At 70.0% G+C, this 21226-nt stretch carries 20 protein-coding genes and 1 pseudogene; 12 read left to right on the forward strand and 9 right to left on the reverse strand.

Going from position 1 to position 21226, the window contains the following annotated elements; all coding sequences use genetic code 11:
• Positions 1-47 precede the first annotated feature (47 nt).
• The 5 genes and pseudogenes from ACFWZH_RS16465 to ACFWZH_RS16485 form a co-directional block, all read right to left on the reverse strand.
• Positions 48-725: a LysE family translocator gene (locus ACFWZH_RS16465; protein WP_384430549.1), complete on the reverse strand. Its 678-nt coding sequence runs from the start codon at positions 723-725 to the stop codon at positions 48-50.
• 139 nt (positions 726-864) lie between these two features.
• Complete coding sequence (locus tag ACFWZH_RS16470; protein ID WP_384430553.1) at positions 865-2151, reverse strand: ATP-binding protein; 1287 nt, start codon at positions 2149-2151, stop codon at positions 865-867.
• Positions 2152-2423: 272 nt separating this feature from the next.
• Positions 2424-2675 (reverse strand): annotated as a pseudogene (locus tag ACFWZH_RS16475) (hypothetical protein); the annotation flags it as partial.
• A 57-nt stretch (positions 2676-2732) separates the two neighbouring features.
• Entirely contained in the window at positions 2733-3332 is a 600-nt protein-coding gene (locus ACFWZH_RS16480; protein ID WP_384430556.1) for a hypothetical protein, read from the reverse strand.
• A complete protein-coding gene (locus ACFWZH_RS16485) occupies positions 3329-3889 on the reverse strand; it encodes a hypothetical protein (RefSeq protein ID WP_384430559.1) in 561 nt (186 codons plus the stop codon). The genes ACFWZH_RS16480 and ACFWZH_RS16485 overlap by 4 nt, the downstream gene beginning before the upstream one ends.
• A gap of 236 nt (positions 3890-4125) precedes the next feature.
• On the opposite strand from ACFWZH_RS16485, the gene ACFWZH_RS16490 reads away from it, so the two are divergent.
• Positions 4126-5181 (forward strand): sensor histidine kinase, encoded by a 1056-nt coding sequence (locus tag ACFWZH_RS16490; RefSeq protein WP_384430562.1) that lies wholly within the window; start codon positions 4126-4128, stop codon positions 5179-5181.
• Positions 5178-5831, forward strand: a complete 654-nt coding sequence (locus tag ACFWZH_RS16495; RefSeq protein ID WP_384430565.1) for a response regulator — start codon at positions 5178-5180, stop codon at positions 5829-5831. Before ACFWZH_RS16490 ends, ACFWZH_RS16495 begins: the two co-directional genes overlap by 4 nt.
• 119 nt (positions 5832-5950) lie before the next feature.
• On the opposite strand, the gene ACFWZH_RS16500 is transcribed toward ACFWZH_RS16495, so the two are convergent.
• Positions 5951-6595, reverse strand: a complete 645-nt coding sequence (locus ACFWZH_RS16500; RefSeq protein WP_384430568.1) for a TetR/AcrR family transcriptional regulator — start codon at positions 6593-6595, stop codon at positions 5951-5953.
• Between the two features lie 91 nt (positions 6596-6686).
• Here ACFWZH_RS16500 and ACFWZH_RS16505 point away from each other — a divergent pair, with 91 nt between their 5' ends.
• The 3 genes from ACFWZH_RS16505 (at position 6687) to ACFWZH_RS16515 (ending at position 9383) form a co-directional block, all read left to right on the forward strand.
• Positions 6687-7316, forward strand: a complete 630-nt coding sequence (locus ACFWZH_RS16505) for a dihydrofolate reductase family protein (RefSeq protein WP_384430571.1) — start codon at positions 6687-6689, stop codon at positions 7314-7316.
• 161 nt (positions 7317-7477) lie between these two features.
• On the forward strand, positions 7478-8050 hold the full coding sequence (locus ACFWZH_RS16510) for a dihydrofolate reductase family protein (protein ID WP_384430574.1): 573 nt from the start codon (positions 7478-7480) through the stop codon (positions 8048-8050).
• 151 nt (positions 8051-8201) lie between these two features.
• Entirely contained in the window at positions 8202-9383 is a 1182-nt protein-coding gene (locus ACFWZH_RS16515; protein ID WP_384430577.1) for an acyl-CoA dehydrogenase, read from the forward strand.
• Between the two features lie 55 nt (positions 9384-9438).
• Here the strand turns inward: ACFWZH_RS16515 and asnB are convergent, their stop codons facing one another.
• Positions 9439-11265, reverse strand: coding sequence for an asparagine synthase (glutamine-hydrolyzing) (asnB, locus tag ACFWZH_RS16520; protein ID WP_384430580.1), 1827 nt, complete (start codon positions 11263-11265; stop codon positions 9439-9441).
• 16 nt (positions 11266-11281) lie between these two features.
• On the reverse strand, positions 11282-12688 hold the full coding sequence (locus tag ACFWZH_RS16525) for an MFS transporter (RefSeq protein WP_384430583.1): 1407 nt from the start codon (positions 12686-12688) through the stop codon (positions 11282-11284).
• A 344-nt stretch (positions 12689-13032) separates the two neighbouring features.
• Between ACFWZH_RS16525 and ACFWZH_RS16530 the strand changes: the two genes are divergently transcribed.
• The 3 genes from ACFWZH_RS16530 (at position 13033) to ACFWZH_RS16540 (ending at position 15481) form a co-directional block, all read left to right on the forward strand.
• On the forward strand, positions 13033-13248 hold the full coding sequence (locus tag ACFWZH_RS16530; RefSeq protein ID WP_384430586.1) for a heavy-metal-associated domain-containing protein: 216 nt from the start codon (positions 13033-13035) through the stop codon (positions 13246-13248).
• Between the two features lie 319 nt (positions 13249-13567).
• Entirely contained in the window at positions 13568-14728 is a 1161-nt protein-coding gene (locus tag ACFWZH_RS16535) for an alkaline phosphatase PhoX (RefSeq protein ID WP_384430589.1), read from the forward strand.
• A 96-nt stretch (positions 14729-14824) separates the two neighbouring features.
• The gene (locus ACFWZH_RS16540) at positions 14825-15481 is read left to right on the forward strand and encodes an HNH endonuclease family protein (protein ID WP_384430592.1); all 657 of its coding nucleotides are present in this window, start codon (positions 14825-14827) and stop codon (positions 15479-15481) included.
• A gap of 93 nt (positions 15482-15574) precedes the next feature.
• Here the strand turns inward: ACFWZH_RS16540 and ACFWZH_RS16545 are convergent, their stop codons facing one another.
• Positions 15575-16861 (reverse strand): hypothetical protein, encoded by a 1287-nt coding sequence (locus ACFWZH_RS16545; protein WP_384430595.1) that lies wholly within the window; start codon positions 16859-16861, stop codon positions 15575-15577.
• Positions 16862-17213: 352 nt separating this feature from the next.
• Between ACFWZH_RS16545 and ACFWZH_RS16550 the strand changes: the two genes are divergently transcribed.
• The 4 genes from ACFWZH_RS16550 to ACFWZH_RS16565 are packed head-to-tail and all read left to right on the forward strand — an operon-like array spanning position 17214 to position 21221.
• Positions 17214-18956, forward strand: coding sequence for an amino acid adenylation domain-containing protein (locus tag ACFWZH_RS16550; protein ID WP_384430597.1), 1743 nt, complete (start codon positions 17214-17216; stop codon positions 18954-18956).
• A 23-nt stretch (positions 18957-18979) separates the two neighbouring features.
• A complete protein-coding gene (locus ACFWZH_RS16555) occupies positions 18980-19255 on the forward strand; it encodes a phosphopantetheine-binding protein (RefSeq protein ID WP_384430600.1) in 276 nt (91 codons plus the stop codon).
• Positions 19256-19269: 14 nt separating this feature from the next.
• The gene (locus ACFWZH_RS16560) at positions 19270-20022 is read left to right on the forward strand and encodes a thioesterase II family protein (RefSeq protein ID WP_384430603.1); all 753 of its coding nucleotides are present in this window, start codon (positions 19270-19272) and stop codon (positions 20020-20022) included.
• Positions 20019-21221 (forward strand): cytochrome P450, encoded by a 1203-nt coding sequence (locus ACFWZH_RS16565; RefSeq protein ID WP_384430606.1) that lies wholly within the window; start codon positions 20019-20021, stop codon positions 21219-21221. The genes ACFWZH_RS16560 and ACFWZH_RS16565 overlap by 4 nt, the downstream gene beginning before the upstream one ends.
• The last annotated feature ends 5 nt before the right edge of the window (positions 21222-21226 follow it).

The raw sequence follows: 21226 nt of genomic DNA on the forward strand, positions 1-21226 counted from the left end.
CCGTTCCGGCGGCTGTCGGTGGCCTTGCGGTCGCGTCGACCGGTGCCTCACTGTCCGAGCGCGAGCCGGACGCCGAAGGCGGCGATGACCGTGCCGGTGACGCGGTCGAGGTAGCGGCGGACCGAGGGCCGTTGCAGGCGCCCTCGGAGCACATGCGCGAAGGCGATCAGCGCGCACGCCCAGCCGATGGCCAGGAGGATGTGGACACCGGCCAGGAGCGCACCCGAAGCGAGGTGCGAGGCGCCGGCGGGGAGGAACTGCGGGAGCACCGCGACGTAGAAGGCGCCCATCTTCGGGTTGAGGAGATTGGTCACGGCCCCGTGCCACCAGCCGCTGAGCAGGGTGTCGTCGACGCCTGCCCTGGCGTTGGTCTCGACCCGGGTCGAGGTCGCGCCCCGGGTTTCCGCTGTCTGCGGGCTCTCGCTCGATGCCTGGCGCCAGGTGGCCCACAGCAGCTTGCCGCCCATCCACACCAGGTACGCGGCTCCGACCCAACGAAGGGTCTCGTATGCGAGGTGAGACGCGGTCAGCAGCGCGGTCACACCGAGCGAGCTGAGCACGCCCCAGACCAGCGTGCCGCTCTGGATGCCGAGGACCACGCCCCAGGCGCGACGGCGGTGGCCGAGCGCCGCGGTGCGCAGGATGAGTGCGGTATCCAGTCCGGGAGTGAGGGTGAGGAGTCCCACTATCAGGGCGAAAGTCCCTATTGCATCCAGGGTGATCATGAGCGATCACCCTAGGTCGGGAACCGTGGGGCGTCCACATTTCCTGCCCGGAATCGGGCAGGAATTACAGTTCTCGCCTTCGGTTCTGCGCATCACACCTCAGGTGATCGCCGATGGCCGCGCAAAGACGGGGGTCACCTCAGACCCGCGCGGCGGTCCTGAGGTCACGGTCGAAGGCACGGATGTCGTCCTCGGTCAGGGACGTCCGGGTGTGGGCGATGGCTTGGAGGTAGTCGCCGGTGAGCCGGTCCGGGTCGGCTCCCTCGTCCGGACCGGAGGACAGGTGGCGTTCGAAGGCGCTCTGGGCGGCGGTGCGTGCCGCGTATTCGATGTCCGCCGGGGTGAAGCGGTCGCTGGCCTCGACCAGCGCGTCGAGTTCGAGGCCGGCCGCGCGGTCGGGGCCGATGTAGCGGATCCAGATGGCCCGTCTGGCCTGGGCGTCAGGCGGGCCGACCGGGATGAGGTAGTCGAAGCGGCCGGGGCGCAGGAAGGCCGGGTCGAGGGAGCGCACCGCGTTGGTGGCACAGATCAGCAGTCTGCGGTCGCCGCGCCGGAACTGCGGGATCAGTTTGAGGAGCTCGTTGGTGACCCGGTGCGCCAGCGTCGTCGGATCGTGCCGCTCGGAGGCGATCTCCTCGGCCTCGTCGAAGAACAGCACGGCCTGCTCCAGGTGCTCGACGCGGGCGAAGAGCCGGCGGAGGGCGGCCGCGACGCCGTGCGCGTCCTCGGCGAGTTGGTAGGGGAACACCTCGATGAACGGCCAGCGCAGGCGGGAGGCGACCGCTCGCGCGAAGGTGGTCTTACCCGTGCCGGGTGGGCCGAAGAGCACCACTGCCCGAGGCGGCACCAGCCGGTACTGCACGGCGAGCTCGGGGTGTTCCAGTGGGAGCACCAGTCGGCGCTCGATCAGCGTCTTCTCGGCGCTCATTCCCGCGATGCTCTCCCAGAGGCCGTCGTCCGGGACGGCGCCGCCGAGTTGATCCAGCAAGGTTGCTTCGGCCGAGTCCGCGGTCAGCAGTTTCTCGACGTAGCAGAGGTCGGGGCGACGCACGTATCCGGCGTGGGTGAACGCCCGCTGGACGGCCTCCCCGTCCGGCAGCAGCGCCCCGATGCGGCGCACGCCGGACCGCCCCAGCCGTTCCTCCAGCGCGGCCAGCAGCGCCTGCCCGACGCCGTGTCCTCGCCACGGCTTGCCCACAGCCATCCGCAGGACCCACCCCCGCTCCTGTGCCATCAAGGACACCGCGGCGCCGATGACCTGGTCTCCCACCACCGCCACCACGGCGGGCGCCTCGGCGTGCAGCGCGCTCACCGCCTCGGCGAGGCTCACCGCCAAGTCCACGGTGGTGTCAGGTGCCTCCTCCCAGATGCGCACCACCTGATCCAGGTCGCTCTCCTCCAGTGCACGGACCTGCCACGGGGACATTCGCCAGTCACCTCTCCCAGCCGATGCCGGTAGATCATGCTCCAGGCCGTCAGGCTTTCGCCGAGCCGCCGAACGCGCAGGCGTTGCCGGCACTCCCCGTCGTCGATCTCACCCTGTGCACACCATGCGGCGAGCAGCCCACGCCCGGCGCCGCGGTCGTAGCAGTACACCCGTCGGGCTTCACCTACCTGCTCGACGATCACGAGACACTGCACGGCGCCGTCTCTCCACTGTCCCTCGCCGAGCCGCACGCCGCGAGGGGCCAGGTGGCCCTACCAGCCTTCCGACCCCGCATGCCGGCGAGGTTCTTTCGCGTCAGGCGGTGGTGCGGGGGGGGCGGCGAGGTCGAGGGCAAGGTCGGTGATCATGTCTTCCTGGCCGCCGACCAGCTTGCGGCGACCGACCTCGATGAGGATCGCGCGGGTGTCGATGCCGTAGTGGCGGGCGGCTGTCTCGGCATGGCGCAGGAAGCTGGAGTACACGCCCGCGTAGCCGAGGGTGAGGGTCTCCCGGCCGACTCGCACAGCGGCGCACGAGGCGGCACGCCGTATGGCGGCGGGAGCGGGACGGTGACCAACAGCTCAACGGCCGCGTTGGGCGTCTGTGGTGGTCGAGCGCAGCCGACCGGCCCGATGCCGACGCAGCCAGTAGTGCCCGGCCACCACCGCGAGCAGTGGCCCCCAGGCCACCAGCGGCAGATAGCACACGGTCATGATCCAGTACCCGATGCCGTCCGGTGAGTCCGGGTGGCCCATGGTGTTCGGGTCGTTCCAGCCGAATGCGCCCGTCCCGCCGAGAACGGTGAGTGCGGTCGCCCCCAGCCCGGCCGGAATCACGGCCACCGCCGTGGGTATGCGCCGGTCGCCGATGAGCGGGATCCAACGGGGGAAGACCTCGCCCCAGCGCTGGACGAGTCCGAGCGTCAGCAGCCCGAGGCCATCGGCGAACAGGGTCAGGGCGATCATGTAGAGCGAGAACCAGCTGCCGAAGGTGACCGTCGCCATCGCCCCCTCGCCGGTGAAGCCGACCGGGATGCCCAGCGCCGCCACGATCCGCCACAGGCCGCTGGGCAGCGGGGCAAGCGCGGTCAGATGCGCGAGCCGGACCACCCAGCGGGGCGGAACCGCGCGCGTCGAGCGCGTCGTTCTCGCCACGGTCGCCGTGGTCGTCATGGAGGTCATCGGTCGCGCTCCGTACCGGGCGTGGGCGGGAGGACGTGCCGCACCGTGAAGTCGCCGCTCTTGACGGTCTCGTACGGCGCCGCGCTCAGGCACTGGGGCACGTTCATCTTCGGGATGTCGTCGACCGCCCAGCTGTAGCCGAGCCGGTCATGCGTGCCGTTGTCGTACACGGTGAAGCCGACCCGCTTGCCGATGACCCGACCGTCGGAGTGGTCGGAGCGCGTGATGATCCCGGTGGCGGTGGCGACCGGGCCGCCGGTCAGAAGGCAGTCGATCCGGCCTTCGAAGGTGGCGCCCCGCGTGCCGTCGTGGGAGTGGTGGCTGAAGCGGAAGGTGCCCCGTGAGCTGCCGCCGGGCAGGTCGGCGGGGGCGAAGCCGTGGGCGTCGAAGGAGAAGGTCACACGATCGCCGTTCTTTCCCCGGTCCATCGTGGCGGAGCCGGTGAGGCTGGACTCCTTGACCTTCTCGGGCCTCGCGGACTCCATGGTCGGTGTGCCGGCGGTGGCGGTCCCCGCAAGCAGTCCGAGCGTCACCGCCGCGGCGAACGCGCCACTCACCGTCGTCCTTACGTATCGCATACTGAACGTCCCTTGTTCTGAGGCCTGTTGGATGAGTGGCCTCGCCCACCTGATCAGCTTCCCCGGCGTGTGGGGCCGCGACCATCGGCCGACCGGCAGATCCCCGGGCGCAGGGAAGGCCCTGTCTGTGCCGATCGGCAGAGGCGGGACCGGAAGCCGGTCCATAAGCTGGACCTCGGCGGACCTGGTCGGACTTGGGGAGGGGGCGGCGGGCGATGAGACGTGGCCCGGTGGCTGTGGTGGTGCGCGCGTGGGCGGGGCGGGCGGCCGCGCTGGCCGCGGCCGTACTGATCGCCGTCACCTTCGGATGGGCCCCGGGCGTCACGCAGGACGAGTCCGGTCCGCTCTTCGCGGCGGCGACGGCGCTCGTGGTGCTGCAGGCGGCTGCGTTCCGGTGGGCGCCGCGTCGGGAGGCGGCCGTGGGCATCGGCCTCGCGGCGGTGGCGCTGACCCTGTGGCCCCAGCCGCTGGTGCCGTCCGCGTCGCTCTACGAGCGGGTCGGTATGGGCGCCTTCTGGTTCCTGCCGACCCTGGGGGCGGCCGTCGTGGGCGGATACCCCCGGCTGATGGAGCGCCGCAGGAGCCAGGCCGTCCGCGCAGCCCGCCACAGCCAGCAGCTCGAACTCGCCCACGACCTCCATGACTTCGTCGCCCATGACATCAGCGGCATCGTGGCGCAGGCCCAGGCCGCCCGCTTCGTGGCCGGACAGAATCCGGAGGCGGCGGCCGGGGCACTGGAGCGGATCGAGCGGGCCGGGCTCGCGGCGCTGGCCTCGATCGACCGTGCGGTCCACCTGCTGCGGGATCCGGGCCACGAGGCCAACTGCGCGTCCCTTCCGGGTGCGGCCCAACTCGCCGAACTGGTCAGACGGTTCAACGAGAACGGCCGCACTCGGGCCCGTATCGACATCTCCCCCGGAGTGGAGGCCGCACTGTCCCGCGAGGCCGCCGCCACGGTCCACCGCGTCCTGACGGAGGCGCTGACGAACGTCCGCCGCCACGCCCCCGACGCAATCGGCGTCGAAGTGGCCCTCACGCGCGCGGACGAGGCCGTCCGGCTGACCGTCACCAATGACAGCGGCCGCAGCCGTGCCCGTACGCGCGAGCACGGTGGGACCGGCGGGATCGACCGGAGGGGCGGGATCGGCGGGGCGGGACTTCTCGCCCTTACCGAACGCGTCCGCGCCATGAACGGAACCCTCCACACCACCCGACGCGAGGGCACCTGGCGCCTCACCGTCACCCTCCCCGCCACTGGAGACACGGCATGACGACGACCCGCATCCTGATCGCCGACGACCAGGAGGACATCCGCAACGGCTTCCGGCTGGTCCTCGATTCGCAGCCGGACATGACCGTGGTCGGTGAGGCCGCCGACGGCGCCACCGCCGTCGGCCTCGCCCGTACGCTACGCCCCGACGTGGTCCTCGCCGACATCCGGATGCCACGCCTCGACGGCCTGGAGGTCACCCGCCAACTCGCCGCCGACACCCGGGTCGTGGTCGTCACCACCTTCGACCTCGACGACTACGTACACACCGCGCTGCGCCACGGCGCCTGCGGCTTCCTGCTGAAGCGCTCGGGCCCCACGCTGTTGATCGAGGCGGTACGGGCGGCGATGGCCGGCGACACCCTGATCAGCCCCCAGATCACCGTCCGCCTGCTGCGACACCTCACCCCACCGGCCGCAGCCGCCCCTGCCCCCGATCCGCTGACGACCCGCGAACGGGAGATCGCCCGCCTGGTCGCGCAAGGCCTGACGAATGCGGAGATCGCGGCACGGTTGGTCGTCACGGCCGGCACGGTGAAGTCCCATCTCGCCAACATTCAAGGGAAGTTGGACGTCCGAAACCGGGTCGGGATCGCCGCCTGGGCATGGGCGTCGGGCCTGGCGACACCTGGCGCGGCACCGGCCCCATGACACGTCCCACGCCTCGCACCGACGGCTCGACCGCCCGCTAGGTAGATCAGATGCCGTCCCCAGGCCTGCCTGACGGGTCGGGGGGTGTTCAGGGTTGCTGCCGCGTTTGGTGGGGGGTGTCAGATGCCGCGTTCGATCATGTCGATGACGTGCTGGCCGGCGTCGTGGACCTGGTCGGGGTGGAGGCCGCGGAGGGGGCCGTCGATGGCGAGGGCGGCGAGGCCGTGAACGGCCGACCAGGCGAGGAACTCGGCACCGGGGCGGCGGTCTTCGGGCAGGAGACCGGCCTCCACCAGGCCGTCGAGGGCGGTGCCGAGCAGCTCGAAAGGCGTCTTGCCGGTGCTTCCCGCGGCGGTGTCGGCGGCGGCGTGGGTCATGTCGCCGGGGACGTGGAAGGCCGTACGGAACAAGCCGGGTTCTGCCTGGGCGAAGCGCAGGTAGCCGGTGCCGACGGCGCGGAAGCGGGCGCGGGCGGCAGCTGTCGCGTCCGCGGTCGGCGGCAAGGCGGCTTGCTCGGCCTCCATGGTGCGGGCGAGGTGCGCCATGGCGGCCTGGGAGACGGCGTGGAGCAGTGCATTGCGGTCGGTGAAGTGCCGGTAGGCGGCGTTGGGTGCGACTCCGGCCTGCCGGGTGGCGGCGCGCAGCACGACGGCTTCCGGCCCGCCCTGGCGGGCGAGTTCGAGGCCGGCTTCGATCAGCGCGTTGCGGAGGTCGCCGTGGCGGTAGGTGTCCCGCTTCGGCTTGTTGTTCTCGGCTCCTGCCATGGCCGCCGCCTCCAATGTGGACAGCATCCACTTAGGTCGTCTAGGCTCCTGGGTGATCACTCGGGGGCGCGGATCGCCGCACCCTCCGAATGTGGACATCGTACACAAGGGGTGGCCGCCGACCGCCCGGACGCTCTTCCAACAGGGGGATCCGCTTCTCATGGGCAAGATCACGTACTTTGTGCACCAGTCGCTGGACGGTTTCATCGAGGGCCCGAACGGCGAGTTCGACTGGCCCCGTATGGACGGCGAACTGTCCGCCTACTCGCACGCCCTCACCGACAGCGCCGACATCTTCCTGTACGGCCGCGCGGTGTGGGACATGATGTCCGGCTACTGGCCCCGCGCCGAGGAGTTCTCCACCCACGAGCACGACCTGGCGTTCGCGCCCGTCTGGCGCAAGGCAGCGAAGGTGGTCGTTTCGTCGACGCTGACCGAGGCCGACTGGAACACCCGCGTCATCAACACCGACGTCATCGCGGAGCTCACCGCCCTCAAGGACAGCGGCGCCCATCTCCTGCTGTTCGGCGGCTCCACGCTGGCCGGCTTCCTCACCGCACACCAGCTGATCGACGAATACCAGATCTTCGTCCACCCCGTTGTGCTCGGCGGCGGCAAGCCCGTCTTCACCGCTCCGCAGCAGCGGTTCGACCTGGTCCTGACCGAGACCAGGAGCTTCGACTCCCAGGTCGTTCTCCTCCGTCATGAACGGGCCGACTAGCCGGTTCCGTTCCGCCCCGAAGGGCGGGCGACGACCGATGAGTTTCTCCGTCATCGGCAGTCAGAGATCACGGTGGGTGCACTGCGGCAGCGAGTGTGATCGCGAGCGTGCACCGACCGACCCTTCTTGCACCCAGGCACGAGAAACCGAGGAACCTCACGATGCGTACCCTGATCAGCACCGCCTTCCTCTCGCTCGACGGCGTCATGGAGGCACCGGGTGGTGAGCCCGGATACCGGAACTCCGGATGGACCTTCAAGGACGTCGAGTTCCTCCCCGAAGCGTTCGACATCAAGGGCCGGGAGCAGAAGGAGGCCACGGCGATGTTGATGGGCCGCACCAGCTACGAGGCGTTCAGCCCGGTGTGGCCGGACATGGAGGACTTCGCCGACTACAAGGTCATGCCGAAGTACGTCGTCTCCACCACGCTCACCGACGACGACCTGGTGTCGAACTGGGGCGCGACCACGATCCTGCGCTCGCTCGACGAGGTCGCCGCACTGAAGGAGACCGAGGGCGGCCCGATCATCGTCCACGGCAGCTCCGCCCTGAACCAGGCCCTTTCGGACGCCGACCTGATCGACCGCTATCACCTGCTCGTCTTCCCGCTCCTGCTCGGCGCGGGCAAGCGTCTGTTCAGCGCCACGGACAAGGACACCCAGAAGCTGAAGCTGGTGGAGCACGAGGTGTACGCCAACGGCCTGCAGAAGAACGTCTTCGACGTCGTCCACTGACGAGGCTCCCGCACCCGCCCCACCGTCGCGTCCCCGAAGTACGCCCCAGTCGGTGGCGCAGAGCCGACTGGCGGGCGCCGAGAAACGGGTCGGTTCCTCCCTTATGGTGACGCTGACCTGACTCCATACGCACAGCGAGGAGCAACCCTTCATGGCGGCCTCGATCGGATTGCATGTCAGCCCGGAATTTCCCGCGATGCTGGAGCGGATCGACGCACTCGGCGGGGCGCTTGAGGCGAAAGCGGACGCGGCCGAGGAACTCGGCAGACTCACCGAGGACATCGCGCGGGCGTTGCTGGGTGCTGGGGTCGTGGCGGCCGCACTGCCGCAGAGCCTCGGCGGCTACGAGTTCTCCCCACGCCAATTGATGGAGACGGTCGAGCGGATCAGCTACCACGATTCCGCGGCCGGTTGGACGATGATGGCGCTGCAGTTGATGACGGGCACCACTGCGGCCTATCTCGATGCCGTTGCAGCGGCCGGCTTGTTCCCGGATGTCGTGGGTGGGGACCACGCGTTGTTGGCTGGGCACGGTACCCGGCCCGGCCGGGCCGTCCCGGTGGAGGGTGGCTATCTGGTGAGCGGCAGTTGGCAGTTCGCCTCCGGCATGGCGCACGCCACCCATGTCCACAGTGCGATCCAGGTCGAGGGCACCGGGGAGCTGCGGGTGCTGGCGATGCCGAAGTCGCAGGTGGAACTCGTCGACAACTGGGATGTGCTCGGGCTGCGGGCGACGCACAGTATTGATTACCACTGCACCGATGTGCTCGTCCCGGCGACGCACACCTACCTCGCCACCACGACGGCCCCGGCCAGCGGCGGCGCGATCTACCGCCTCGGATTGGTCAACATGTCCGCGATCGGACACACCGGTTGGGCGCTCGGTGTCGGGCGGCGCCTGCTCGACGAACTGAAGTCGGTGGCCGCGGCCAAATCCGGCACGCGTAACGCCGCCGTCGACACCGCGCAGTTCCACGCGGAGTACGCGACCGCCGAGGCCAGGCTTCGCTCGGCACGGGCGTGGGCCATGGAGGTATGGCGGGATATCGAAGTCACCCTGGATACAGGCGAGTTGTCGAGTACCGAGCAGGACACGCTACTCAGGTTGGCACTCAACCACGCGACGTGGACCGTGCAGGACGTGGGTCAGACGGTGCACCGATGGGCGGGGACGGCGGCGATCCGGCGCGGGCCGATCGACCGGTTTCTGCGTGATCTCGGGACAGGTACCCAGCACATCACCTCAAGCCCCACGGTCCTGCAGAACTGCGGGAAATGGCTCAGCGGCGCGCGACCCCGAGCACACTGGGAATTCCTCGACTTGACGCCGTGACCACCAGGCCGGCCAGTGCGCACCGGCACGACAGGGAGCCGTGGATTCGGGCTCCTCAGAGGGCGAGTTCGGGCCGGTGGTGGTCCAGCCACAGGGCCAGGTCGACGACGCGTTCGAGGCGGAGGCGGTGGCCCCACTCCAGACGGTCGGGCGGGGTGTCGAGACAGGGCTTGATACGGGCCTCGTCGGCCAGGGCACGGACCTGCTCGGAGGACAGGGCGTCGCGGGCCAGGTCCTGCAGGCCGCGGTTGTAGTCGGGGTGGTGGGTGGCCGGGTAGTGGTTCTTGGGGCGCCACAGGACCGTCTCCGGCGCCAGGCCCGTACCGGCGGCGCGCAGCAGGCTCTTCTCCCGGCCGTCGAAGCTCTTCAGCGCCCAGGGTGTGGCGAAGGCGTACTCGACGAGGCGGTGGTCGCAGTAGGGGACGCGCACCTCCAGGCCCTGGGCCATGCTCAACCGGTCCTTGCGGTGCAGGAGTTGGCGCAGCCAGCGGGTCAGGGACAGGTGCTGCATCTCGCGTTGCCGGTGCTCGGCGGGGGTTTCGTCGTCCACATGCGGTACGGCGGCCAGCGCGCTGCGGTAGGTGTCCTGGCGGAACTCGCCCATGCGCAGGTCGAGCTCCGGGTTGAGCGGCATCGCGGCCTCGTCACCGGTGACGAGCAGCCACGGGAAGGTGGCCGCGGCCAGCGCCTTCGGGTTGTGGAACCAGGGGTAGCCGCCGAACACCTCGTCCGCGGCCTCCCCGGAGAGGGCCACGGTGGAGTGCTTGCGGATCTCGCCGAAGAGGAGGTACAGCGAGGTGTCCATGTCGCCGACACCGATCGGCGAGTCCCGCGCCACGACGACCGCCCTGCGGTGCTCGGGGTCGAGCAGGGCACGCGGGTCGAGGACGACCGTGCTGTGGTCGGTGCCGATGTAGGCGCCGGCCTCGGTGGCGTAGGGGGTGTCGTGCCCGGTGCGCAGCACGTCGCCGGTGAACTGCTCGGCCTGGTCGCTGTAGTCGACGGCGTAGGAGCGGATGCGGGCGTCCGGGCCTTCGCGCAGCCGGAGTTCGTCGGCGAGCAGCGCGGTCAGGACGGTGGAGTCGATGCCGCCGGACAGCAGGCTGCACAGCGGGACGTCGGCCTCCAGTTGACCGCGGGCGGCCGTACCGACCAGCGCACGGATCCGTTCGACGGCCGTGTCCCGGTCGTCGTCGTGGACCTCGGCCTCCAGCTGCCAGTAGCGGCGTTCACGGATGCCGTCCCGGTCCAGCACGAGCAGGCCGCCGGGTGCCACCTCCCGTACGCCCGACCACACGGTCGGCCCGGTGTTGAACAGCAGGCCGTACGCCTCCCGCAGCCCGTCGGCGTCCACCCGGGGCCGTATCTCCGGGTGGGCGAACAGGGCCTTGGGCTCCGAGGCGAAGGCGACGCCACCGTCGACGGCCGCCCAGAACAGCGGTTTGACGCCGAGCCGGTCGCGGACCAGCAGCAGCCGCTGCGCGCGCTCGTCCCAGACGGCGAAGGCGAACATCCCCTCCACGTGCTCGGCGAGGTCCTCGCCCCACTCGGCGTAGGCACGCAGTACCACCTCGGTGTCGCTGCGCGTGTGGAAGAGGTGTCCCCGGCCACGGAGTTCGGCCCGCAGCTCGTGATGGTTGTAGACCTCGCCGCTGTAGCTGAGCACGGAGGTCGGCCGGTCGGGCCGGTCGGTCATGGGTTGCGCACCGCCGGCCAGGTCGATGACGGCCAGGCGGCGATGGCCGATCGCGGCGTGCTCGCCGAGCCAGACGCCGCCGGCGTCGGGGCCGCGCGGGGTGAGGGTGGCGGTCATGGCCTCGATGACCGGGGCCTGGGTGCGGGCGTCGTGGTGGAAGGACGCCCAGCCGGTGATTCCGCACATGAGGGTGGCTCCTGGGTCAGTGGTGGGCGGCGGGCGCCGCGTCGGCGGTCTTCTCGGGCACAGGGGTGGGCCGCCGACCGGGCAGGGCGAGCAGGGGTACGGCGAGACAGGCGGCGGTGGCGGCCAGCGCGAGCCCGGCTCGTACGCCCTGGTCGGGCCCGGTCAGCCCCCAGACGGCGGTGGCCAGGGCGGGGCCGAGGGTGAAGCCGAGACTGCGGGCGAGCTGCACCGTGGACCCGACGGTCGCGGTCCGGCCCGGTGGGGCGGCGCCCATGACCAGGGCCTGGGTGGGTCCGCCGTTGAGGCCCATGCCGGCGCCGGCCAGCGCCAGCCGCCAGGCCACGTCCAGCGGTGACCAGCCGTCGCCGAGCGGCACCAGCAGGAGCAGCCCGACGGCGGTGACGGCGGCTCCCGCGGCCGCGACCGGCCGGGCGCCGCACCGGTCGGCGAGGCGTCCCCCGATCTGCCCGGCCAGGCCCATGCCGAGGGGGAAGGCGAGGACGGTCAGTCCGGTCGTGGTGGCGCTGACACCGTTGTCGCGCTGGAGGTGCAGAGCGATCAGATAGTGCATGGCGGCGAATCCGGCCGCCAGGGCCAGCACCGCGCCATGGGTCCGGACGAGCCCCGTCGCCCTCATGACACCGGCCACCGGCCGACCGCCCGGACCGCGCAGCCACCACCAGAGCGTCGGGACCGCCGCGATGGCGAGCACCAGCCACGCCGGGTGGTCCGCTGCCAGGGTCAGCGCCAGCAGCAGGACCGCCACACCCGAGGCCACCAGCAGTGCGTCCGCCGCCGACCGCCGGTCGGGGCGGCGCAGTCCACCGTCCCTCGGCATGGCCCGCCAGGCCACGACCAGGGCGAGCACGCAGAAGGGGATCTTGACCAGGAAGACCGAACGCCAGCCCAGGTGGTCGAGTAGCAGCCCGCCCACGGCCGGTCCGATGACCGCGCCCAGCGGGCCCAGGGTGGCGGGCACGCTCATCGCCCGGCCGCGCAGCCCCGGTCGTACGGAGCGGATCGCGAGGACCGGCATCAGTACGAACAGCATCGCCCCGAAGGCGCCCTGCATCAGGCGGGCGGCGATCAGCCAGGCCATCCAGGGCGCGACGGCTGCCAGGGCACTGCACAGGCCGAAGCCGCAGGTCGCGACCAGCACGGCAGGACGTAGCCCGACACCGTCGAGCCACCGGCCGACGGGCAACAGCAGGGCCACCACGGGTAGTTGATAGCCCAGCACCGCCCACTGGGCCGGCGCGGCGGAGACCTGCAGACCCTCGGCGATGTCCGCCAGCGCCACGTTCACGATGTTCATGTCGAGCATCGCCACGAACGCCAGCACGCCCGCCACGGCGACCAGCGACCAGCGGTCCGCACCGACGTGTGTGCGACCGGGCCGTTCCGAACCGGGACCGTGTGCCACTCTTCTCCCTCGCCGTCGCGGTGGGCTGCCGGACGGCAACCGCATGTCATGAGTCGAGGAGGGCCAGGGGCGAGTTCCCGGCCGCATCCAGAAATTTCCGATGCCGACGGGCGGCGCGACGGCACACCCGCGCCCGGCTTACTCCCCCATCCCCCATCCCCTGCCCCCCGGCCTCATCCCCCATCCCCCATCCCCCGTCCTCGTCGCCGAAACCGGCGCCGCCCCAGCCATGGAACTCCGTACTCCGCTCAGCCGACTCCTGAGGTGAGGGCGGCGGCCTGAACACCCCCGCCCGCGGATCCGTACACCAACGAAAGCCCCCCATGACACCCAGGAGTTCTCCCATGGCCCAGAAGCAGTACAACGTCACCGGCATGAGCTGCGAGCACTGCGTGGCGAGCATCACGGAAGAGGTCTCCGAGGTGCCCGGGGTCAGCGAGGTCGTGGTCGACCTCGCCGCGAACACCGTCACGGTCCACGGCACGGACCTCGACGACGAGCGGCTGCGCGCTGCCGTCGTCGAGGCCGGTTACGCCGTCGCCGCGCCGGCCGCCGCCTGAGCCGACACCGCGGGCCGGGCAGGACGCACTCGCCGCCCTGCCCGGCTGCTTTCGTCCGCCGATGGCCGCTACCGCGTCGGCGCCCGCAGCTCTGCCGTGCGCGGCGCGTGCCCGGCAGCCAGCCTGAAAGGTTTCCCTATCGTTCATTTAGTGACATGAGTGATCGTTTCTGCGCAAAACCTACTCACTGGTCGGTCGGGAAGAGTTCGCCTACGGGCCCCTGATCCGTCCGGCGCGGCGGCTCTAAGTTCTCCTCGGTGACCAGTCGGCAAGGCGCTCAACTGCTCGTTTTTCGCAGTACCTTGACGAAGGAGTAGATGTGGAACGTCGTACCTTCCTGCGCGGAGCCGTCATCGGCACCTCGGCGGCTGCCTTCGGCGGCACCCTCCTGCACGGCGCCGCCTACGCCGCCCCGGCCCAGAACGGCCCCGGCCCCTACGGTGCACTGGGCGCCGCCGACGCCAACGGCATCCAGCTGCCCAGCGGCTTCACCAGCCGGGTGATCGCCCGCTCCAGCCAGGCCGTCTCCGGCACCTCGTACACCTGGCACAACGCCCCCGACGGCGGCGCCTGCTTCGCCGACGGCTCCGGCTGGATCTACGTCTCCAATTCGGAGATCAACCCCAGCGGCGGTGCGAGCGCCGTCAAGTTCAACTCCTCGGGCACCATCACCGGCGCCTACCGCATCCTGTCCAACACCCGGCAGAACTGCGCCGGCGGTGCCACCCCGTGGAACACCTGGCTCTCCTGCGAAGAGGTCTCCCTCGGCTCCGTCTACGAGACCGACCCGTGGGGGGTGAACGCCGCCACCCGGCGCGACGCCATGGGCAAGTTCAAGCACGAGGCGGCCGCCGCCGACCCGGGGCGCCAGGTGATCTACCTGACCGAGGACGAGACCGACGGTTGCTTCTACCGGTTCACCCCGACCACCTGGGGCAATCTGTCCTCGGGAACCCTCCAGGTCCTGAAGGCCGGGACCGGCACCTCGGGCTCGTTCACCTGGGGCACCGTGCCGGACCCCGACGGTTCCCCCACCGCGACCCGCAACCAGGTCTCCGGCGCCAAGCGGTTCAACGGCGGTGAGGGCTGCCACTACGCCAACGACACCGTCTGGTTCACCACCAAGGGCGACAACCGCGTCTGGCAGCTCAACCTGGCGAACAGCACCTACGAGCTGGCGTACGACGACAACCTGGTCAACCCCGGCCCCGCCCCGCTGACCGGCGTCGACAACGTCACCGGATCCTCCTCCGGCGACCTGTTCGTCGCCGAGGACGGCGGCAACATGGAGATCTGCATCATCACCCCGGACGACATCGTCGCGCCGTTCCTGCGGATCACCGGCCAGTCCAGCTCGGAGATCACCGGACCGGCCTTCTCCCCCAACGGCACACGGCTGTACTTCTCCAGCCAGCGCGGCACGAGCGGCAGCTCCTCGGGCGGCATCACCTACGAGGTCACCGGCCCCTTCCGCACCTGACCGACCCGATAGCAGTCCGAGCGGCTTCTGGTGGCCCCGGCCGATGCGCCGGGGCCACCCCTGGAGTTCCCATCCCGCCCCTCCCAAGGAGGATCCGTGTCCCGCGCCCTGTCCCGACGCCACTGGTTCGGCCTGACCGGTGCGACACTGGCCGCCGTCGCACTGTCGACGACGACGCTGACGACCCCGGCCCACGCCACCCCGCCCAACATCCCCGGCAAGTCCACCGCCCAGTCCGAGCTCAATGCGCTGACCGTGGCCGCCGAAGGCAGCATGACCGGCTACTCACGCGACCTGTTCCCGCACTGGATCACCATCTCGGGCACCTGCAACACGCGGGAAGAGGTGCTCAAGCGCGACGGCTCGAACGTCGTGGTCGGCAGCGACTGTTACCCGGACTCCGGCAGCTGGTACAGCCCGTACGACGGCATCACCGAGCACGCGGCATCCGACATCGACATCGACCACGTCGTCCCACTGGCCGAGGCCTGGCGCTCCGGTGCGAGCTCGTGGACGACCAGCAAGCGCGAGGACTTCGCCAACGACCTCGCATACCCCCAGCTCATCGCGGTGACCGACAACGTCAACCAGTCCAAGGGCGACAAGGATCCGGTCACCTGGACTCCGCCGCTGTCCTCCTACCACTGCACCTACTCCAAGATGTGGATCCGGTCCAAGTACCACTGGGGCCTGACCCTCCAGTCCAGCGAGAAGACAGCGCTGCAGAGCATGCTCAACACCTGCTCCTCATGACCGGACGCCCGCTCGCCTGAGACACATCAGCACACACATCAGCGCGGCCGCACCTCACGTAACACGCACCCAACAGGTCGCGCTGAACCTCAGCTATTCAGCAATCTCGCGTCTACCAGCGACACGGGACCGACAGGCACGGCAAGCGTGGCCGGCCCCATGGCCATAACGGTGGATCGGTGCCCCACAGCCTGCACAAGGACCGATGTTCCAAACCGCGCAGCCGAACAGCGCTGCCGCTTCATGTCGCTGTCGTGGTGTGGCGTCGAGCCGCTGCGCCTTCGGCCCAGGGACCTTGAAGAGGCGTTTGGGCACCTCGTCGAAGGTGTGGAGGCCGGCGGCGTCAGCCGTAGCTCTGCGAAGTCGATGGTCGTTGAACACTCTGGTGTCTTCGCCATAGCGGCACGTGCTGTCCAACGGCTCCTCGGCGAAAGTGAGTTCTGCGTCGGCTGCTTCGTTGTCCTGAGCGTCGTCTTCTCCGTCGGGTCCGACGATGCTTCGCCATTCGTCGCGATCCTCTGTGGGAACCCACATACGAGAGACACTGCGTGGATTCCCCTGGCTGGGAATCCGCATCGGTACGTACTCGCCGTCAGCGCTGGTGACGACGAGTTGGTCAACCCCAGTGTGCGGTTGCCGCGGGATGCACAGTGCGGGAAGGTCCCATTGAACGTGGAGGCGACCGCATGCGCTTCCGATGAGGGGGCAGGGGCGTTCGCTGCTCGGCGTGCACTTCCAACGCTGCAGATGGCGCACGCCGGCACGGACGAGCATGGCCTTTGGCGAGGCGATCTCTCTCCAGGAGAAGTCGTCGACCCGGGCCCAGGGCGCTCTGTCAATCAAGGCGGCTCGATCGCTATTGGTGACCCATGACGGGACGATGCCGTTGTCAGCGGCCGCTTGAGAGCGGCGTCGGACGGTGCTGGCGGTGATGGGCGCGTACTGCGCCTCCCAACCCACACGTTCGGCCGCCCCAATGACCAGGACGTCGTTGCGTATCCGCCCGTCGCCACTGCGGGATTCGATCTCGGCGGACAATCCGTGGCGATCGGCGGCTCGGGCGATACGCTCCTTCATCGCCTTGTGTTTGTCGCTCTCTTCCGCCGTGGGGCGGTGACGCACTGGCAGATGTGCGGCTACGAGTGTGGTGCGGCCACCCATTGTGCGGCGGCGTATTGCCATCCACGGTGATCGGTCGTGGTCTTCTGCTTGGCACACGCCTCGTTCATGGTGCTCCAGGCACTGGAGCAGCTCGCGATCCCGCTTGCCGATGGGCTGAATGATCTCTTCCAGCAAGTCCGGACGGTCGGGGTGCCCCAGGTCCGGATGTGTGAGTTCAATCCTGATGCGATAGCCGGTATGGAACACACCATTCGCCATAGAGAAAAGCGTAGAGGCGGCCTCTGACAATGCACTGTCTTCAGCGATCAATTCGCACGCGGTATCGAATGAATCGAGAAGGGTGACTTCGCTTCAGCGGCCGGCCACCGCCGGGCGTGGCGGCGACCCCGAGGGAATCGATCACGAACGTGCGGGCATTCAACACGTTCACCCCCCTACCAAGGAGTAACTCCTTCTCTTCCGCGCCCGGTTCTGCCGAACTGGAGGCATGCCCGGTGAGCGCCTCATGAGTTGGTGGAGGGGCTCACCGACCGGTTGTGTCGGCTGCCCACGGGCATCGGGGCGTGGGGGACCTGACCCTCGCGCCACACCGAGCGTCGACGAAGGGGACATGATGCAGCAGGACACGGCGTCACTCATCGACACCGCCCAGAGCGGCCGCCCACGGTCCATCGGCGAGTACTTCCTGCGCGCCGGTCTGGCCAGGCCCGGCCAGGTGGCCGTGCTGCGCGAGGGCGAGTGCCTGACGTACGAGGACTTGGCGCTCGACGCCGAACGGCTGGCCGGGGAACTGACGGAGCGTGGGATCGGCCGTGGCGACAGGGTTCTGGTCGAATGCGACCCGATCCCGCAGGCGGTGGTGGTCCTGGTGGCGTGTTCGCGGCTTGGCGCCGTCTACGTGCCCGTCGCTCCGGATGTCCCCCAGGCACGCAAAGCGGCGATCATCGCGGCGGCCCGGCCGGCCGCGCACGCCGTGGCCGCGGGTCGGCCGGCGACTGCCGAGACCCCGGTGCGCATGCGGTTGTCGCCCGGTGGGGTTGCGGTATCGGGCGGTGTCCCCGGTGCTTCGGAGCGTGCCCGTGGCGCACCCACGGAGCACGACGTCGCGTACCTGACCTTCACCTCGGGCACCACCGGGCGCCCCAAGGGCATCACGATGACCCACCGGGCCGCACTGGCCTTCTTCGGGGGGATGGCCCGGCAGGTGCCGACCTCGCCGCAGCACCGCGTCGCGTCGTTCGCCCCGCTGAACTTCGACTTCTCGTTGCTCGACCTGGGTTGGGCAACGGGTGCGGGCGGGACGTTGGTTCAGGTTCCGCGGATGTTGGTGCGCCATCCTCGGCGTTTCGTGGAGTACTTGGCGCGGATGGGGGTGACCCATGTGAGCGGGGTTCCCTCGATCTGGCCGCCGGTGTTGCGACATGCCGCGGACGCACTGTCGGCGTGCACCTCGCTGCGGGGACTGCTCGTGGGTGGTGAGGCCTACTCCGTCGGTCTGCTGCGTGAGTTGCGGCGGGCGCTTCCGGGGGTGCGGCTGGTGAACGCCTTCGGGCAGTCGGAGTCCATTGCCTGTTCCTTCCTGGAGCTTCCCGACCCCCTCCCGGGCGACCTGTGGCAGGTACCGATCGGTCCCGCCCATCCCGGCGCGGAGATGCTGCTGCTCGACGATGCGGGTCGCGAAGTCGATGTCGGTGAAACGGGCGAACTCTTCCTGCGGAGCGCCGCGTTGTTCTCCGGGTACTGGTCGGACCCCGATGCCACCGGTCGCGCACTCGTCCCACCGCCGGGCCGGCCGGACAGCCGTGAACGCGTCCTGCGCACCGGTGACTTGTTGCGCAGAGAGCCGGACGGGCTGTTCACCTTCGCCGGCCGCAAGGACCTGCAGGTGAAAATCGGTGGCAATCGGGTGGAGCTGGAGGAGATCGAGGCGCACTTGACCGCACACCCCGCGGTGGTGGAATCCCTCGTGGCCACTGTGCGCGGCGACCTGGGTACCCGTTTGGTCGCCATGGTCGTCGGCGAAGCGGAACAGGACGGGGTGGAAGAGGAGTTGCACGCCTGGTGCAACGCGCACCTGCCGCCGTACATGAACCCCGCCTATCTGTGGGCCGTACCCGCGCTGCCGCGCACCGTAGGGGGAAAGCTCGACCGGCGCGCAGCGCACAGCCTGGCTCGGCACCTGATCGCCGCGGCTTCGGACGGAGCCCCGTGCCCACCAGCGCACCCGGCGGCCCTTCCCCGTGCGCCACGCGAACAGTCAACGGAAGGACGAGCGCTCCTTGACCGCGCCCGGCCTACTGGTTCAGCAGGTGTCCGGGATCCATCGGCTCGGACGGCGGACGAGTCGTGCTGAGTCAGGCAGACCGTGAAGCGCGCTTGCGTACGTTCCTTTCGCACCTGCGCCCCGATGCCGATATGGCGGCCGTCACCAGTGACTCCAACCTGTTCGAGTTGGGGATCCTGGACTCGCTCGCCGTCGTGGAACTCATCGTTTTCCTGGAGCGCCTCATCGGTGCGGAGATCGTGATCGAGAACTACCAGTTGGAGTCCTTCCACACCCTTGCCGGGATCTCCCAGGTCATGGCTGGCTCAACACGCTCGAACACCGCCGTCCGGGACGCCGACCACACGTCGACACCGGGAACGCCATAACGGGCAGGTGGATCATGACACCAACCAACGACTGGATCTGCCTGGGCCCCGAGACGGCGCTCCCGCGGCTGAACCTGCTGTGCTTCCCACACGCCGGCGGCTCGGCAGCCGGCTGCCTGAGCTGGGCTGAGGCGGCTCCCCAGGGTATCCGGATCGCCGCAGTGCGGCTACCCGGTCGGGACGGCCGCATCAGCGAACCGCCGCTGCGCAGCGCACGGGCCGTGGCGGCGTCGCTCGGTCCCGCCCTGGCGGACCCCAGCGACACCGTGCCGTGGGCCTTCTTCGGCCACAGCCTGGGCGCGCTGCTGGCATTCGAGACCGCGCACTGGCTCGTCCAGCGAGGACTTCCCGGTCCCCGGATCCTCATCGTCGCCTCCGCCCCCGCACCCCACCTGCACCGCAGCTCACCCCCACTGCATCACCTGCCCGACGCCGACATGCTCAAAGCCCTGGACGACCTCGGAGGACTGCCTCCCTCCCTGGCGGACAACCCGCGGCTGGCCAGGCTGTGGCTGCCGCGCATCCGCACCGACTTGGAGATCTACGACACCTACGTCCCCCGCCGGCATGATCCGATCCCGTGCCCGATCACCGCGTTCGCCGCCACCGAGGACCGCCTGGTGGCGGTGGAGGAGGTCGCCCAGTGGCACCACTTCACCACCGGTCGCTGGAGTCTGCGGATCTCGCCGGGCGACCACTTCTTCGTCCACTCCGACCCCGCCCCCGTCCTGGCAGCCGCACTGTCCGAGGAGACGAGACCACGATGACCAGTACGGACCCGGATGCCACCACACCGCGGCCGGCCACTGAGGAAGCCGCCACTCTGCTCGGTTCCCCGGATCCCTGGCCGGGTTACGCGGCCTTGCTGGCTCGTCCGGGGCTCCATTACGCGCAGCCCGAGCACACGTACTACGTGGCCCGGCACAGCGATGTCCACCGCGGCCTGCGGCACCCGGACCTGGCCGTCGGTTTCCCCTTCCGGGCGACCCGCCAACTGTTCGGCCCCACCGCGATCGATCTCGACGCCCCCCGGCACCGAGCGGCCCGCCGACGGGTCTCCTGGTTCACCAGCCGCCACATGCCCACCTGGACGCAGACGGCCGTCATCCCGGTGGTCGAAGACCTGATCGAGCGGGCCGCCACCGACGCACCGGTCGACGTGGTCAAGACCTTCGCCCAGCCCCTGCCGACCCGTGTCATCTGCCGCGTCCTGGGCCTGCCCGACCAGGAATGGCCATGGATCTGGCAACAGCTCAGGCCCGTCATCGGCCACATCGCCGACCAGAGAACCGGTATGCAAGCGGCGCTGGCCTCCCGTGACGCCCTCGCGGACCGGCTCCAGCACGCCCTACGCATCGGCGTGCCGCACGGCTCGCTGCTGGCCCGCCTGACCGCCGAGGCCCCACCCACATCCCCCACCGAGCGCACCGCCGAACCCCTGCGCACGGCACTCCTGCTCCTGGCCGCCGGCACGGAGACGACAGCGGCCGCCGTAGGGAACCTGTTCTGGTGCCTGCTCCGTCACCCGCACACCTGGGACGAGGTGGCGGACGGCACGATCCCCGCCGAAGCGGTCGTCACCGAAGGCCTCCGGCTCCACCCGCCACTGCACAGCACGGTCCGCTTCGCCCGCCGCGCTCTCACACTGGGCGACACCGCGATCCCCAAGGGAGCGCGGGTGCAGTTGCTGCTCGCCGCCGCCAACCGCGACCCCTCGCATTTCGGTGCGTCGACATCGTGGAACCCGCACCACCCCGCACCACCGCACCACGCGTTCGGCGGCGGACCGCACGCTTGCATCGGCGCTCAACTCGCCCTCACAGAACTGAAGTTGCTGCTGATTGCGCTGACCCAGCACTTCGTGCTCGCGGGCCCCGCCCACCCTGCCGGCGGCTTCCGGGCCGGCCCCTTCCACTACCCCGACGAGCTCCCCGTGCGGCTCGTTCCACGGACCACCCCCGCCTGACGGCA

It is taken from the genome of Streptomyces sp. NPDC059008 (genome assembly GCF_042749045.1).
Taxonomy (GTDB): domain Bacteria; phylum Actinomycetota; class Actinomycetes; order Streptomycetales; family Streptomycetaceae; genus Streptomyces.